Genomic DNA, 16,004 nt, shown 5'->3' on the forward strand with positions numbered 1-16,004 from the left:
CTCAGCCGAGCGGGACCAGCCCGGTCTGGTAGGCGATGACGACCGCCTGGGTGCGGTCCCGGGCGCCCAGCTTGGCGAGCAGGCGGGACACGTGCGTCCGCACGGTCTCGACCCCGAGGAAGAGGCTCTGGGCGATCTCCGGGTTGGACCGGCCCTGGGCCAGCAGGCCGAGCACCTCGAGCTCCCGCTCGGTCAGGCCCGGACCGTCATAGCTGACGGGCCTGAGGTGCTGGCGTGCCAGGTCGCGGACCGCCTCCGGGAAGACCAGGTGGCTCCCGGCGGCCACCGTGCGGACGGCGGTGATGATGGCCTCGGGGCTGGAGCGTTTGAGCACGAAGCCGGACGCGCCCGCGCGCAGCGCGTCCAGGACATAGCTGTCGGAGTCGAACGTGGTGATCACCAGCACGCGGGGCGCCGGATCGAGCGTCAGCACGCGCTCGGTCGCCCGGATGCCGTCGATGCCGGGCATCCGGACGTCCAGGCAGATGACGTCCGGGGTGTGTCGCCGGGCCAGCCCGACGGCCTCGGCGCCGTCCTCCCCCTCGGCGACGACCGTGATGCCGGGCTCGGACTCCAGGATGCCCCGCAGTCCGTGCCGCACCAGCGGCTCGTCATCGACGATCACCACCCTGATCGGCTGGTCACCCACGTCGTCGCCCTCCTGTCGGCAGGCTCACCCTGAGCTGCCACTGTCCCTCGTCCCGGCCCACGGTCATCTCACCATCGAGGAGCTCCACCTGCTCGCGCAGGCCCGCCAGACCGCGCCCCCCGGTCCCTGCCCCCGGGGCGCGCCGTGTGCGGTTGACGACGTCGATGGCCACGTCCCCCGGAGAGCACTGCACCTGCACCCGCACGGTCCCCGGAGCGCCGTGCTTGGCGGCGTTGGCCAGGGCCTCGGCGACGACGCGGTAGGCCGCGCGGCTGATCACCGACGGGACCTGCTCGCTCACGGAGCCGGGCGGCAGCTCCGCCGCCAGCTCGAGGCCACGGGACCGGTGCTCCTCCACCAGGTGCGCCAGCTGCGTGAGGTCGGCGCCGCCGACCCCCTGTCGTGACCCGGTGACCGGTCGGCGCTCGCGCACGGCATCCGCGGGCACCGCCTCACCCCGCAGCACAGAGAGCGCGTGATCCAGCTCGGCCACCGCACGGCCGGCCAGGTCCTCGATCGTCCGCAGGGTGTCGGCGAGGGCGGCCGGGTCCGGGTGGCCGGCCAGCACCCGCCGGCCCGCGCCGGCCTGCAGGGAGATGGCGCTGAGTGAGTGACCCACACCGTCGTGCAGGTCGCGCGACAGGCGCACCGCCTCCTGCTCGCGCGCCAGTCGCTGCTCGATCACCTGCAGCCGATCCTGCCCGAGCGGACCCAGCAGGGCCGGTGCCGAGGCGGCGGCCGCCGAGCCCAGCGCCGTGATCACCGCGAGCGCGACCAGCGCGACCGCCACAGTCACGAGGACGGCCAGCGACCAGTCGCCGACGGACCGTGGCGGGCCGACCGACCAGCCGGGCACCTCGATCTCGTCCCCGCCCAGCACCCACACCGCCAGCGCAGCCACGGGCAGCCCCGTGGCGACCAGGAGCAGCCCGGTGAGGGCGCCCGCCACCTGGTGCACCAGCGTCCACAGCGCGGTGCGCCAGCGGTGCGCCCAACGCATGGGCTCGGGACTGCTCACGCTGCCCTCCGGCACCCCGAGCAGCGCCTCGGCACCGGCGACCTGCACCTCGCGCACGCCGGGGAGCAGCCCGGCACCGCCCATCAGGAGGCTGGCCAGGACGACGAACACGAGCAGCGTCGCGCCCGGGTCCACGGGCGCGATCAGGGCGCTGGCCAGGATGAGGAAGGCGGCCGCCACCGCACCGCCAGCGAGCAGGAAGACGGTCCGGCGCACCACGAGGCGCGGTGGTCGCACGCTCCCCGGCTGCCGCTTCACCACCTCAGTCGAGGCAAAACTCGTTGCCCTCCGGGTCACGCATCACGATGAAGCCAGCACTTCCCGGCTCCGCGTCGGGCTCGAACCTGCGCACCCGCTCCGCGCCACGAGCCACGAGGACCTCGGCCCTGGCCTCCAGGGCGGCCATCCGTTCCTCGCGGCCGAGGCCGGGGGCGGCGCGGACGTCCAGGTGGACCCGGTTCTTGGCGATCTTGCCCTCCGGCACCTTCTGGAAGAAGAGCCTCGGTCCAGCCCCCTCCGGGTCGACGGCCGCCGAGCGGTCGTTCCGGTGCTCTGGTGGCACACCCCAGGCGTCGAGGGCCGCCTCCCAGCTGTCGAAGCCCGGCGGCGGCGACTCGATCCGATAGTCCAGGACCTCGCACCAGAACGCCGCGAGCGCACCAGGATCGGCACAGTCGAAGGTCACCTGCACGGTCCGGGCCATCTGGTCCTCCCTCGATCGGTGCTCCGGCCACCGGCGTGGCCGGAGCGCTACCCCAGCGCGGCGCTCAGGCGCGCTTCTTGACCACGTTGGTCTTGGCGACCTTGTCGTTGATCGACTGCTTCTTCTTGTCCCACAGCGGCCAGAGACCGTTGAGGAGACTGAAGATGCTGGTGATGAAGCTGAGCGCCTGCACGCCCGAGAGCAGGCTCGGCCCCTGCCAGACCAGTGCCCGGATGCCGGCCGTCGCCCAGGACAGCGGTCCCGGCTGGTCCCGCAGTCGCACCCTGAGCCCGGTGGCCAGCTTGCCGAGCGTGGCGCTCGAGAGCTTCAGCATCACGGCCTCGTAGATGAGGCCGAGCACGGCGGTCAGCAGGCCGAACACCAGGAAGTCGCCGGCGAGGTCCGAGGGCATCGTGAAGTCGCCGCTCCCGTCGGCCATCCAGTCCAGGTAGTTGCCGGCGAAGTCGGGCAGCACGACCATGGACACCACCCAGGAGACCACGCCCACCACGATGGCGTCGATGATCCGGGCGAGCAGCCGCAGCCCCCAGCCGGCGAGCGGCTGGCCGTCGGGCGTGGTCGGTCCGGTGGCGGTGCCGGTGTAGCCGCCGCCCGGCATGGGCTGACCCCAGCCGCCCTGCTGCTGGCCGTACTGGTAGCCGGGCTGGCCCTGCGGCGCCTGACCGTACTGCCCAGGCTGCTGCCCGTAGGTCTGGGGAGCCTGGCCGTACTGCCCGGGCTGCTGGCCGTAGCCCTGCTGCCCCTGAGGAGCACCCGGTGCACCGTACTGCCCCTGCTGCTGGCCCTGCTCTCCCCCGTACTGTCCCGGCTGGCCATAGCCCTGCTGCCCCTGAGGAGCACCCGGTGCCCCGTACTGCCCCTGCTGCTGGCCCTGCTCTCCCCCGTACTGTCCCGGCTGACCGTAGCCCTGCTGGCCCTGGTCCGCGGCCCCCGGCTGTCCGGCATACTGGCCGGCCTGGCCGTAGCCGCCCGCCCCCGCCTGGTCCAACCCCGGCTTCTGCCGCGGGCTGGTGTGCTCGGTCCACGTCACGCCGTCCCAGTAGCGCAGGAGACTGGCATCCTGCGGGTCGTCGTACCACCCTGCCTCACGTGTATTCATAACCCCTAGCCTGCCACGAATCGCTGCCCCTGAACCCCAACCACGCACGGCTCCGGCCGGAGAGGCAAGGGTGGCTCTCCGGCCGGGGCACGGCGGTCAACGGGTCCTACAGGTTGCCGCGGCGCTCCTGCTCGCGCTCGATCGCCTCGAACAGCGCCTTGAAGTTGCCCTTGCCGAAGCCGAGGGAGCCGTGTCGCTCGATCAGCTCGAAGAAGACCGTGGGGCGGTCCTGGACCGGGCGGGTGAAGATCTGCAGCAGGTAGCCGTCCTCGTCACGGTCGACCAGGATGCCCCGCTTCTGCAGCTCCTCGATGGGAACCCGGACCTTGCCGATGCGCTCCCGCAGCTCGGGGTCCTCGTAGTAGGAGTCGGGGGTCTCCAGGAACTCCACGCCCGCGGCCTTCATGTGGTCGACCGTGGTGAGGATGTCGTTGGTCGCCACGGCCAGGTGCTGGGCTCCGGGGCCGGTGTAGAACTCGAGGTACTCATCGATCTGGCTCTTGCGCTTGCCCAGGGCTGGCTCGTTGAGCGGGAACTTGACGCGGTGGTTGCCGTTGGCGACGACCTTGGACATCAGTGCCGAGTAGTCGGTCGCGATGTCGTCACCGATGAACTCCGCCATGTTCACGAAGCCCATGACCTTGTTATAGAACTCGACCCACTCGTCCATCTTGCCGAGCTCGACGTTGCCGACGATGTGGTCCAGCGCCTGGAACAGTCGCTTCGGAGCGCCCTCGGGACGCACGAGGTCGGACGTGCGCTCGACGTAGCCGGGCAGGTAGGGACCGGCATAGTCGTTGCGCTGCACGAGGGTGTGGCGGGTGTCGCCGTAGGTCCCGATCGCGGCGACACGGACGGTGCCGTGCTCGTCGGTCAGGTCCTCCGGCTCCTGCAGGATCGTGGCGCCGATGCTGCGGGCGTGAGCGATGCACCGGTCGACGTCCGGCACCTCGAGGGAGATGTCGCACACGCCGTCACCGTGGACACGGACGTGCTCGTGCAGCGGGCTCTGCGGGTCGACGCCGCCCTTGAGGACGAACCTGATGGAGCCGGACTTCAGCACGAACGCCTTGTGGTCGCGGTTGCCGGTCTCGGGTCCGGAGTAGGCGACCAGCTCCATGCCGAACGCGGTCTGGTAGAAGTGCGCCGCCTGCGTCGCGTTGCCGCAGATGAAGACGATCGCGTCCCATCCGGTCACCGGGAAGACGTCCTGGGTCTCGTCATAGGGCACCAGGCCGACCAGCTGCTTGAGCTGGTCGAGCTCGAGGTCGGCCTCGCGCTCCTGGCCGGTCAGGGCAAAGGAAGTGTCGGTCATACGCTCACCGTGACTCAGACAGCGGCGCTGGGCAACCCAACCCGGCACGAGTGAACAGACTGCACATTTTGTCGCTTCTCCCCGGTCATATGCTGGTCACTATGACCACCTTGTCGCCGTTGGATGATCTCGACCGGCAGCTGCTGGCCCTGCTGGACGCCCAGCCGCAGGTCGGGGTGCTCGGCGCCTCCCGGGTGCTGGGGGTCGCCCGGGGCACCGTGCAGTCGCGGTTGGACCGGCTGGTCCGCCGGGGAGTGATCACCTCGTTCGCCCCGCACCTGGACCCGGGCGCGATGGGTTATCCGGTGACCGCGTTCTGCACCCTGCAGATCAGGCAGGGGACGCGTCCCGAGGAGGTCGTCGCACACCTGGAGACCGTCCCGGAGGTGCTGGAGGCCCACACGATCACCGGTGACGGTGACCTGATGCTGCGGGTCGTGGCCCGCGACAACAGCGACCTGCAACGGGTGATCGATGTCGTGGTGGCAGACCCCCTCGTGGACCGCTCCTCGACCGTGATCGCGCTGACCACCCGGATCCCCTACCGGCTGATGCCTCTCGTCGAGCAGGAGTGAGCCTGACCGGTCATCCAGCCCAGGATCTCCGCCCACCAGGCGCGGGCCGGGTCGATGAGGGCCAGATGGTCCACCCCGGGCAGTGTCACCAGCTCCACGTCGTCACCGGCCTGCCGGGCGCACCGGGCGTACTCCTGACTGTGGTCCAGCGGCACCCTGGTGTCGGCGTCGCCGTGTACCACGAGGACCGGGGCACCCACCGGCAGGTGGGACAACGGCGAGCCCGCGACGCAGACAGTCGGCTCCTGCTGGGGCGAGGCGGACAGCAGCTCGAGGACCGCGTCCTCGCCGAGGTGCTCATCGCGCGCCCGCGCCAGGTCGGTGACCGGGGCAAGGGCGACGACCGCGTCGAGCCCACGATCCACGGTCAGCAGCGCGAGCTGCCCGCCGACCGAGTGCCCCACAGCCACGACGGGGCGAGACCACTCGCGTTCCCGGACCTCCGCCACGACCAGGTCGACCGCGGCGCGGGCGTCGGCCAGGATCTCCGGCCAGCCGGCTCCCGGGCCGACGCGCCGGTACTCGATGTTGGCCACGGCCCAGCCCCGCCCCACCAGGTCCTCGGCCAGGGGGTCCATCAGGTCGCGGGTGAACCTGGCCCGCCAGTAGCCACCGTGGACCAGCACCGCGACACCGACCGGTTCCTCGGCGGGTTCCCGCAGGTCCACGACCTGATCGACGTGGTCGCCGTAGCGCAGCAGCTCCGTCACGCCCCCAGTCTGCCTGGCACAATGACCCCATGCTGGGACGAGAGGTCTTCCTGCTCGATGCCGTCCGCACGCCCTTCGGCAAACTCCGGGGTGGGCTGTCGCACGTGCGCACCGACGACCTCGCTGCGGCGCCGCTGCGCGAACTCGTCGCACGGCACCCCGAGCTGGACCCGGCAGCGATCGAGGACGTCTACTACGGCAACACCAACGGCGCCGGCGAGGAGAACCGCAACGTCGCCCGCATGGCCGCCCTGCTGGCAGGCCTGCCCGTCACGGTGCCGGGGGCCACGTCCAACCGGCTCTGCGCCTCCGGCTCCGAGGCCCTCGTCCAGGCCGCCCGGGCCGTGGCCGTCGGGGACGTGCAGCTCGTCGTCGCCGGCGGCGTCGAGGGCATGAGCCGCGCACCTTATGTCCTGCCCAAGCCCGACGAGGCCCTCCCCCGGCGCATGGAGCTGCACCAGACCACCGTCGGCTGGCGGATGACCAACCCGGCCTTCCCCGACGCGTGGACGATGTCGCTCGGTGCCAGCGCCGAGGCCGTCGCGGTCGAGCGGGGCATCGGGCGGGAGGCGATGGACGAGTTTGCCGTGCGCTCGCACCAGCGCGTGCACGCGGCCTACGAGGCCGGGTTGCACGACGGTTTCGTCGTGCCGCTGGAAGGGGTCGAGCGGGACGAGTCGGTGCGGCCGGAGGCGTCCCTGGAATCGCTGGCCGGGCTGCGGTCCGCCTTCACCCCCGACGGCCCGGTGACCGCAGGCAACTCCTCTCCCATCAACGACGGCGCCCTGGCAGCACTGATCGGGACCGACGAGGTGGCACGGGGCCTCGGTGTCGAGCCACTCGCCCGGATCGTCGCCTCACGCACGGTCGCGGTCTCACCCGAGCTCTTCGCCGTCGCCCCCGTGCCTGCCATCCGACAGCTCCTGGAGCGGTCGGGCCTGACCACGGCAGATGTCGACCTGTGGGAGATCAACGAGGCGTTCTCCGCGATGGTCCTCTCCGTGCTCCACGAGCTGCCCGAGATCGACCCCGAACGCGTCAACGTCAACGGCGGCGCGCTCGCCATCGGCCACCCGCTCGGCGCCAGCGCCCCACGGGTGGTCGTGGACCTGGCCCGCGAGCTCCGGCGCCGCGGGGGCGGCACCGGTGTCGCCGCAGCCTGCATCGGCGTGGGCCAGGGGACGGCCATCCTGATCGAGGTCCCCCGCTCCTGACGCCCGGGGTGGCGTCAGAGCACCTGCGCGGGGGGCTCCTCAGAACTGCGCTGACGGACGCCAGCTGCCCAGCTCGTCCCGGAGGACGCTCACGACCTCACCGAGCGTCGCATAGGCCGACACCGCCTCGATGGTGGCCGGCATGACGGACCGGCCGGCGCGCACGTCGTCGGTGAGCCTGCCCAACGCCGCGTCGACCGCTGCCTGGTCCCGCGTCTCCCGCAGGCGCCGCACAGAGTCGGCCTGGGCCTGCTCTGTGCCCGGGTCGATGGTGAAGACCTCCAGCGGCTCGGCCTCGGCCGGGAACCGATTGACACCCACGACCACCTTCTCACCGGACTCGACCGACTGCGCCAGCCGGTAGGCGGCCTCCGACAGGTCGTGGGCGAAGCGCCCCGACGCGATGGCCTCCAGCGCCCCACCCCGCTCCTCGATGTCCTCCATCAGGGACCAGATCGAGGCCTCCAGCTCGTCGGTCAGCTGCTCCACGGCATACGAGCCGGCAAACGGGTCCACCGTGGTGGTGAGACCGGTCTCGAACGCGACCACCTGCTGGGTGCGCAGCGCGAGGGTCGCCGCCGCCTCCGTCGGGACGCCGAGCGCCTCGTCATAGGCCGAGACGTGCAGCGTCTGGACCCCGGCGAGCGCCGCGACCGTGGCCTCGACGGACGTGCGGACGACGTTGTTCATGGGTTGCTGAGCCGTGAGCGTCGATCCCGCTGTGAACGCGAAGATCCGCAGCTGCTCGCTGCGCGGGTCGCGGGCACCGTAGGTCTCGCGCATCAGGCGCGCCCACACCCGCCGGGCCGCCCGGAACTTCGCGACCTCGGGCAGCACGTCGGTCGTGATCGCCAGGAAGGTGAACAGCGTCGGGGCGACCTGGTCCACGTCGATCCCCCGTCGCACGCACTCGTCCAGGTAGGCGCGGGCGTTGGCGAAGGTGAACGCGATCTCCTGCGTCGCTGACGACCCGGACTCTCGGATGTGGTAGCCGCTCATCGCGAGCGGCACCCAGCGCGGCGTCTCCCGCGCGACGTACTCGATGCAGTCGACGGCCAGGCGCAGCGAGGCTTCCGGCGGGAAGATCTGGGTCCCCCGGGCGATGAACTCCTTGAGCACGTCGTTCTGGATGAACATGCCGAACTGGTCGGGGTGCACCCCGCGCTTCTCCGCGAGCGCGACGAACAGGGCCGCCCACAGGTAGCCGATCGAGTTCGCGGTCGTGCGCACCTGCGACAGCTCCTCCAGCGGGATCCCGTCCATCAGGGTCTCGATGTCGGCCAGGGAGTCGATCGCGACACCGACCCGGCCGACCTCACCGGCGGCACGCGGGTCGTCGGAGTCGATCCCCATCTGACTGGGCAGGTCCATGGCGACCGAGAACCCGGTGACACCGGCGTCGAGCAGTGCCCGGAACCGGGCGTTGGACTCCCGCGCCGTGCCGAAGCCGGCGTACTGCCCCATGATCCAGACCCTCGGCTCGGCGCTGATGCCGCGGGTGTACGGGTACTCGCCCGGACGGATCGCTCCGTCGGGTGCGTAGTCGGTGCGCAGAGCCGGGTCCTCCCACGTCATCGGGGCTCGCCCTCCAGCTGGCCACGCAGGACCTTCTTGGCGATCTTGCCGGTGGAGTTGAGCGGGAGCTCCTCCACGATCCTGACCTCCTTGGGCTTCTTGTAGGCCGCCAGTCGGCCCGAGCAGTGGTCGCGGACCTGGTCCTCTGTCACCCGGGCACCCTGGCGGGTGGTCACCAGGGCCACGACCCGCTGCCCCCAGTCGGGATCGGTCACGCCGACCACAGCGACCTCGTTGACGCCTTGCACCTCCGCGATGACGTCCTCGACCTCGCGCGGGTAGATGTTGTAACCACCCGAGATGATCATGTCGCCCTTGCGGTCGACCAGCCACAGGTGGCCGTCCTCCGACAGCCGGCCGAGGTCGCCGGTGTGCAGCCACCCGTCGACGACCGCCTTCGACAGGTCTGCCCGCTCCCCCGCGTTGTAGTAGCCGGCCATCACGTGGTCGCCCCTGGTGATGACCTCGCCGACCTCACCGGGTGCGACGCGACGCCCGTCCTCGTCGACAACGGCCAGCTCGACGCCCAGCGCGGGGCGACCTGCGCTGGTCAGCAGGTCGGGATCGCTGCTCAGGCCGCGCTGGTGGTCCGCAGCATCCAGCACCGTGACCGGAGGGATCGCCTCGACCAGCCCGTAGTACTGCACCAGGTGCGGCGTCAGCTCGTCGTGGGCGCGGCGCATCTGCTCCGGCGGCATCGGCGCCCCGGCGTAGCCGAGCATCCGCAGGCCGGCGAGGTCGTCGCGGGTCGCCCCCGCGGACAGCAACCGGGACACCATGGTCGGGACCAGGGCCGTGTGCGTCGCACCGCGCTCGGCCACGGCCTCGAGGAACGTCTCCGGGTCCCAGCCGGGCAGCACGATCTGCCGTGCACCGGCGACCAGGAACGGCAGGACGAACAGGCCGGACGTGTGCGTCACGGGACCGGCGTGGACATAGCAGTCGTCCGGCCCCGGCGGCCCGCCCAGCACGTCCTGGGTCATGTTGACGACCGAGGCGAACCAGTTGCGGTGCGTCCGCTGCGCCCCTTTGGGGTGACCGGTGGTCCCCGAGGAGTAGTGCAGCCCGCAGAGGTCGTCCGGGTCACGCGGTGGCAGCACACCCGCAGTGGCGCCGTCGATGAGCTGTTCCAGGGACGTCTCGGGGCCGTCGCCCACCACGATGACGTGCTCGGTCTGCTGGCGCACCGCCTCGACGTCATCGGCAAACTGCTCGTGGTAGATCAGGCCGCGCGCAGCACTGTCCGTGGCGATCCGCTGCCAGTCGGTGGGGTGCAGGCGGTAGTTCAGGGCGACGCGGACCAGGCCGGCCGCGCGGACGGCCAGGTCCGTCTCGAGGTATGCCGTGGAGTTGCTCTGCAGGTCGAGGACCCGGTCGCCGGGGCGCAGGCCGAGCGCCAGCAGGCCGCTGGCGGTGCGGGTGACCCGGTCGGCGAGCTCCGCGAAGGTGCGTCGGTCCTCGGAGAGCAGTCCGTCCACGGCGACGCGGTCGGCGTAGCGGCGGCCGGCGCGGGTGACGAGGGTGCCGATGTCCATCTGGTCAGTCTCCTGGGGTCGGGTGAGCGACTGGGGCGGTGCGAGCAGCGTCCGGCTCGGAGCGCACCGTGGACTCCGGGGCGGGCGAGGTCGCGAGGGCGGCGTCGAGGATCCGGCACCCCCGATCCGCTGCCAGCACGGTGACCGGGTTCAGGTCCAGCTCGGCACCTGCCGGCAGCTCGGCGGCGAGTGCCGCCACACCGAGGACGGTGTCGACGAGGGCCGTCCGGTCCGCGGCCCCCTGACCGCGCACCCCCGAGAGCAACCGGCCGAGGCGGGTCTCGTCGATCATCTCCTCGACGTCCTCGCGATCGACAGGCAGGACCCGCAGGGCGACGTCGGCCACGACCTCGGTCAGCACTCCACCGACGCCGACGCTGAGGATCCGCCCGAGTGGCGTGTCGGTGCTGCCGACCAGCGCCTCGACGCCACCGGGCACCATCTCCTCGACCAGCACCTCACCGCCCAGGGCGGCAAGTCGCCCGAAGACCTCCGCGGCGGCCCCGGGCGTCACGTCCAGGACCACGCCGCCGGCCTCGGACTTGTGCAACAGATCCGGGACGACCGCCTTGGCGACGGCCCGTCCGCCCGCTTCGCTGACGGCGGACACCGCGTCCTGCGCGTCGGTCACCTTGCGCCCCGCCGGCACCGGCAGCCCCCGCCGCCCGAGCAGGTCCTTCAGACCCTGTTCGTCCAGCGCCGCCCAGTCGGTGGGCGGGGTCGGGGCGGCAGGACTGTGGTGCCCGCTGTCACGACCGGTCCGGCGGGCCCGCGGCGTCGCGAACTCCGCCAGGGCGGCGAGGGCCCGGACCGCCCTGGCCGGCGTCGGATAGACCGGCAGCCCCGCGGCCCTCATGGTGGCGGACGCCTGGGGCGCGAGGTGGTCTGCACCGGTGCGCACGGCGATGACCGGGACGCCGGTCTGCTCCCGCACCCGCGACAGCGCGGTCACCACGGCGTCCACGTCCGAGCCGGTGAGCACGCAGAAGCACGCCACGATCGCATCGACACCCTCGTCGCCGGCGAGGGCGGCCAGGGCATCGTCGAACAGGGCCGGATTGCTCATCACCGACGCGGTCACGTCCACCGGGTTGGCGGTGGACCCATAGGCCGGCACGATCCCGTCCAGGGTCGCCAGGGTCTGCTCAGACAGCCCGGCCAGTCGCATTCCCTGCGCCTCGATCGCGTCGGCCGCCAGGATGCCGGACCCGCCGGAGGTCGTGACGACCGCGACGCGACGGATCTGTTGCCCCCGGACCCGTTCGACGAGGCCCATCACGTCACCGACGTCCAGCAGCTCCTCCACGTCGTCCACCCGCACCACACCGGCCTGCCGGAGGGCCGCGTCCACGACCTTGTCCTGGGCCGCGAGGGCGCCGGTGTGGGAGGCAGCTGCCTGCGCACCGGCCTCGGACCGACCCCCCTTGAGCAGCGCCACGGGTGTCCCGCCGGCCACCACCTGAGCCAGGCGGTCAAGACCACCCAGCGACTCGGCATACCCGAGCAGTCCGGTGCACCCGGGCTCCTGCGCCAGCTCGACCATCACCTCGGTGGCAGTGAGGTCGGCCTCGTTGCCGGTGTTCACCACCCACCCGAGGCCGAGGCCGCGCTCGAAGGCGAGCGACACGGCGCCGTAGCCCAACGCGCCGCTCTGGCTGACGAAGCCGAGTCCCCCCGCGACCAGCTCGGTGTGCTCGCCGGCGAAGAGCGGGCTGAACGAGCTGACCTGCCCGCGCGCGGTCCCGACCGTGCCGATGCAGTTGGGGCCGAGCACCCGCACGCCGAGCTGCCGGGCGGTGGCGACCAGCTCGTCCTGCAACGCCGCCCCGGCCTCCCCGGTCTCGGCGAAGCCGCTCGAGCACACGATGACCACCGGCACACCGGCAGCGGCGCAGTCACGCACCGCGCCACACACCTTGTCGGCCGCCACCATGACCATGGCCAGGTCGACCGGTCCGGGCACGTCCGCGAGGGAGGCGTAGGAGGTCTGCCCGCTGACCGGCGCGCCGTCCGGGCGGACGGGATAGATACGGCCGGCATAGCCGTAACGCTGCAGGAACTGCACGGGCAGCCGACCCACGGCTCCGGGACGGTCGCTGGCCCCGATGACCGCCACACCGCGGGCGTCCCAGAGTGGCCGCAGGCTCATGATCCGGGTCTCCACCGGGCGTGACGGGTGCCCTGCGCACCCTCACGGACCAGCTGCAGGCGCGGCTTGGGCTCCTCGGCGCGGCCGCCCTGCGGCTTGCGCCGACCGGCGCGCCACGGCATCGGCCAGACCGCACCCGGTCCGTCGTAGTCCTGCTCGACGGCGGCGTGCAGCGTCCAGTTCGGGTCATAGAGGTGCGCGCGGCCGACGGCGCAGAGGTCCGCGCGACCGGCGAGGACGATCGAGTTCACGTCGTCCCAGGAGGAGATGATCCCGACCGCGATGGTGGGGATGCCGACCCGGTTGCGGATCGCGTCGGCGAAGGGGGTCTGGTAGGACCGGCCGAACGCGGGTGCCTCGTCCGGCGTCACCTGCCCGGTCGACACGTCGATCGCCGCGGCGCCGGCGGCCTGGAAGGCCCGGGCGATCTCGACGGCGTCGTCGACCTCGATGCCGCCCTCCACCCAGTCGGTCGCCGAGATCCGGACGGTCATGGGCCGTTCAGCGGGCCACACCTCGCGCATCGCCGCGAACACCTCGAGCGGGTAGCGCAGGCGTCCGGCCAGGTCGCCGCCGTACTCGTCGCTGCGCCGGTTGGTCAGGGGTGAGATGAACGAGGAGAGCAGGTAGCCGTGGCCCGCGTGCAGCTCCAGGACGTCGAAGCCCGCCCCGGCTCCCAGCCGTGCCGAGGCGACGAACTCCTCGCGGACCCGGCGCAGGTCCTCGGTGGTCATCTCGCGCGGCAGCTGGTTGACGCCGGGTTGGTAGGCGAGCGGCGAGGGTGCGATGACCGGCCAGTTGCCGTCCTCGAGCGGCTCGTCGATCCCCTCCCACATCAGCTTGGTGGAGCCCTTGCGGCCCGAGTGCCCGACCTGGAGACCGATCCTGGCCTGGCTCAGACCGTGGACCGCGTCGACGATGTCGCGCCAGCCGTCGGCCTGCTCCTGGCTCCAGATGCCGGCACAGCCCGGGGTGATCCGACCCTCGGGTGAGACACAGACCATCTCGGTCATGACCAGGCCCGCCCCGCCCATGGCCTTGCCACCGAGGTGGACCAGGCGGAACTCCGTCGGCATGCCGTCGTCCGCCGACACATACATGTCCATGGGCGAGACGACGACCCGGTTGGCCAGCTCGAGGCTGCCGAGGCGGAAGGGCTGGAACATCGGTGGCGTGTGCGGGCGACCCCCGGGAGTGGCCTGCGCGAACCAGTCGTCGATGCGCTCGACGAACTCCGGGTCGCGGACCCTGAGGTTGTCGTGCGTGACCCGGCGGCTGCGCGTCATGATGTTGAACGCGAACTGCTCGGGGTCCTGGTGGCGGTACTGCCCGAGGTTCTCGAACCACTCCAGGGACGCCTGCGCCGCGCGCTGCGTGGACTGCACGACCGGCTTGCGCTCCTCCTCGTAGGCGGTGAGCGCGGCATCGAGGTCGGCGTGCTCGTGCAGGCAGGCGGCAAGGGCCAGGGAGTCCTCCATGGCCAGCTTGGTGCCGGACCCGATCGAGAAGTGCGCGGTGTGCGCCGCGTCGCCCAGGATCACGACGTTGCCGCGCTCCCCCGCGCGCCAGGTCTCGTTGCGCACCGTGCTGAAGGAGATCCACCGGGAGTTGTTGGCCATCACCTCGTGGCCCTCGAAGATGTCCTCGCACAGCTCGCGCACCCGTTTGATCGCCTCCTCGTCGCTCTCGCCGGGCGCCCACTGACGCCCTTCCGAGGCGTCGAAACCGGCGGCCCTCCAGACGTCCTCGTGCATCTCGAGGATGAACGTGGAGCCGGTGGCGTCGTAGGGGTAACCGTGCACCTGCATGACGCCGTGCGGGGTGTCCAGGATGTAGAACTTGAACGCCTCGAACACCTTGCTGGTGCCCAGCCACATGTACTTGCAGGCCCGCACGTCGAGCGTGGGCCGGAAGGTGTCGGCGTAGTGGCGGCGCACGCCCGAGTTGAGGCCGTCAGCGGCCAGGACCAGGTCGTGCTCGGCCGCGAGGAGGTCCACGTCCGGTGCCCCGGTGCGGAAGTGCATGGTGACGCCCAGCTCACGACAGCGCTGCTGCAGGATCTCCAGGAGGCGCTTGCGGGTCATCGCGGCGAAGCCGTGCCCGCCGGAGGTGAGGACCTGGCCGTCGACGTGCACGTCGATGTCGTCCCAACGGGCGAACTCGCGCTGCATCGTCTCGTAGACCCACGGGTCGGCGTGCTCGATGCCACCGAGGGTCTCGTCGGAGAACACGACGCCGAAGCCGAACGTGTCGTCCGGGGCGTTGCGCTCCCAGACCGTGATCTCGTGCGTGGGATCCAGCGCCTTGGTGAGCGCCACGAAGTAGAGACCCCCGGGCCCGCCACCGATCACCGCGATGCGCATCCGCCGACTCCTTCGCCGTTGTCCTGCCAGCACCAGCAGACTATGTTGGATTCTCGACGATCGTCAACAACACGACAGGAGATCAGTGATGGCGGGCGAGGGTGCGTTCCGGTCGAAGGTTGTCGTGGTCACCGGCGGTGCGGGCGGGATCGGGCGCGCCGTCTGCGACGGCTTCGCCGCCGAGGGAGCCAGCATCGCGGTCGCGGACGTGCGCGGCACGGCCGAGGCAGCGGCCGAGCTGTGCGCGACCCACGGCGTCACGGCTCGCGGCTACGAGCTGGACGTGAGCGACCGGGATGCCGTGGTCGCCGTGATGGACGCGGTCCGGGACGACCTCGGTGGCCTGGACGTGCTGGTGACCCTCGCCGGCGGCTCGCTGGGCACCCCGAAGGGGCTGGAGGAGATCGAACCGGAGCACGTCGACCTGGTCGTCGACGTCAACGTCAAGGGCACCTTCTACTGCGCCCAGGCCGCCCTTGCCCGTATGCCGGATGACGGCTCGGTCGTGACCGTGTCCTCGATCGGTGGTCGGCAACCCTCGCCCGTGACCGGTGTCCCCTATGCCGCGTCCAAGGCGGCCGTGCTCGGGCTCACCCGACGGCTCGCCCGCGAGGTCGGAGCCCGTGGTCAGCGCGTGAACGCGGTGGCGCCCGGTCTCTTCCTGACCGGGCGGTTGCAGGAGATGTATGACGAGATGCCTGCTGCCGAGCGGGACGAGGTGCTCGGCGCCATCCCGCTCGGTCGGTTCCCCGAGCTGCGCGAGATCGTCGACCCGATCCTCTTCCTGGCCGGGCCCGCCTCGTCCTACATCACCGGCGTCGTCCTCGACGTCAACGGCGGGCGCTTCATGCCCCTCTGAGCGTGGCTGCGCCCCGGTGGCCAGGCCTCAGCCGGCGGCGCCCGGGTGGTCTGGTCTCGGTCGACGGCAGCCGGTGGCCGGTCCTCGGTCGGCGGGCCGTGTTGGGGGGTTCTCGACATGGGTTTGCACCCCGCCGGTGGTGGCGGGGTGCGGGGCGGGGTGGTCACCCGAAGCCGGTGGCGGTGAAGGGTCGCGGGATGTGCCAGATGACCTCGGTCT

At 71.7% G+C, this 16,004-nt stretch carries 13 protein-coding genes; 3 read left to right on the plus strand and 10 right to left on the minus strand.

Annotated elements, in window-relative coordinates; all coding sequences use genetic code 11:
• Position 1: 1 nt before the first annotated feature.
• The 5 genes from DA085_RS20150 to hppD form a co-directional block, all read right to left on the minus strand.
• Positions 2 to 649, minus strand: coding sequence for a response regulator (locus DA085_RS20150; protein ID WP_109474781.1), 648 nt, complete (start codon positions 647 to 649; stop codon positions 2 to 4).
• Entirely contained in the window at positions 642 to 1,925 is a 1,284-nt protein-coding gene (locus DA085_RS20155) for a sensor histidine kinase (protein ID WP_154402270.1), read from the minus strand. Before DA085_RS20155 ends, DA085_RS20150 begins: the two co-directional genes overlap by 8 nt.
• 4 nt (positions 1,926 to 1,929) lie before the next feature.
• On the minus strand, positions 1,930 to 2,370 hold the full coding sequence (locus DA085_RS20160) for a VOC family protein (protein WP_109474783.1): 441 nt from the start codon (positions 2,368 to 2,370) through the stop codon (positions 1,930 to 1,932).
• Between the two features lie 64 nt (positions 2,371 to 2,434).
• Positions 2,435 to 3,490: an RDD family protein gene (locus DA085_RS20165; RefSeq protein ID WP_109474784.1), complete on the minus strand. Its 1,056-nt coding sequence runs from the start codon at positions 3,488 to 3,490 to the stop codon at positions 2,435 to 2,437.
• A 106-nt stretch (positions 3,491 to 3,596) separates the two neighbouring features.
• A complete protein-coding gene (hppD, locus tag DA085_RS20170; RefSeq protein WP_109474785.1) occupies positions 3,597 to 4,805 on the minus strand; it encodes a 4-hydroxyphenylpyruvate dioxygenase in 1,209 nt (402 codons plus the stop codon).
• 101 nt (positions 4,806 to 4,906) lie between these two features.
• Here hppD and DA085_RS20175 point away from each other — a divergent pair, with 101 nt between their 5' ends.
• Complete coding sequence (locus tag DA085_RS20175; protein ID WP_109474804.1) at positions 4,907 to 5,380, plus strand: Lrp/AsnC family transcriptional regulator; 474 nt, start codon at positions 4,907 to 4,909, stop codon at positions 5,378 to 5,380.
• Here DA085_RS20175 and DA085_RS20180 read toward each other — a convergent pair.
• Positions 5,347 to 6,090: an alpha/beta hydrolase family protein gene (locus DA085_RS20180; protein WP_202619341.1), complete on the minus strand. Its 744-nt coding sequence runs from the start codon at positions 6,088 to 6,090 to the stop codon at positions 5,347 to 5,349. The genes DA085_RS20175 and DA085_RS20180 overlap by 34 nt on opposite strands.
• Positions 6,091 to 6,119: 29 nt before the next feature.
• On the opposite strand from DA085_RS20180, the gene DA085_RS20185 reads away from it, so the two are divergent.
• Positions 6,120 to 7,304 carry a thiolase family protein gene (locus DA085_RS20185; RefSeq protein ID WP_109474786.1) on the plus strand — a complete coding sequence of 395 codons (1,185 nt, stop codon included), beginning with the start codon at positions 6,120 to 6,122 and terminating at the stop codon, positions 7,302 to 7,304.
• 39 nt (positions 7,305 to 7,343) lie between these two features.
• On the opposite strand, the gene DA085_RS20190 is transcribed toward DA085_RS20185, so the two are convergent.
• The 4 genes from DA085_RS20190 to DA085_RS20205 are packed head-to-tail and all read right to left on the minus strand — an operon-like array spanning position 7,344 to position 14,926.
• Positions 7,344 to 8,879, minus strand: a complete 1,536-nt coding sequence (locus DA085_RS20190; protein WP_109474787.1) for an acyl-CoA mutase large subunit family protein — start codon at positions 8,877 to 8,879, stop codon at positions 7,344 to 7,346.
• Positions 8,876 to 10,414 carry an AMP-binding protein gene (locus DA085_RS20195; protein ID WP_109474788.1) on the minus strand — a complete coding sequence of 513 codons (1,539 nt, stop codon included), beginning with the start codon at positions 10,412 to 10,414 and terminating at the stop codon, positions 8,876 to 8,878. Before DA085_RS20195 ends, DA085_RS20190 begins: the two co-directional genes overlap by 4 nt.
• A 4-nt stretch (positions 10,415 to 10,418) precedes the next feature.
• On the minus strand, positions 10,419 to 12,563 hold the full coding sequence (locus DA085_RS20200; RefSeq protein WP_109474806.1) for an acetate--CoA ligase family protein: 2,145 nt from the start codon (positions 12,561 to 12,563) through the stop codon (positions 10,419 to 10,421).
• A complete protein-coding gene (locus DA085_RS20205) occupies positions 12,560 to 14,926 on the minus strand; it encodes a bifunctional salicylyl-CoA 5-hydroxylase/oxidoreductase (RefSeq protein WP_109474789.1) in 2,367 nt (788 codons plus the stop codon). The genes DA085_RS20200 and DA085_RS20205 overlap by 4 nt, the downstream gene beginning before the upstream one ends.
• 88 nt (positions 14,927 to 15,014) lie before the next feature.
• Here DA085_RS20205 and DA085_RS20210 point away from each other — a divergent pair, with 88 nt between their 5' ends.
• Positions 15,015 to 15,785: an SDR family NAD(P)-dependent oxidoreductase gene (locus DA085_RS20210; RefSeq protein ID WP_109474790.1), complete on the plus strand. Its 771-nt coding sequence runs from the start codon at positions 15,015 to 15,017 to the stop codon at positions 15,783 to 15,785.
• The last annotated feature ends 219 nt before the right edge of the window (positions 15,786 to 16,004 follow it).

It is taken from the genome of Ornithinimicrobium cavernae (assembly GCF_003121625.1).
Classification (GTDB): Bacteria; Actinomycetota; Actinomycetes; order Actinomycetales; family Dermatophilaceae; genus Ornithinicoccus; species Ornithinicoccus cavernae.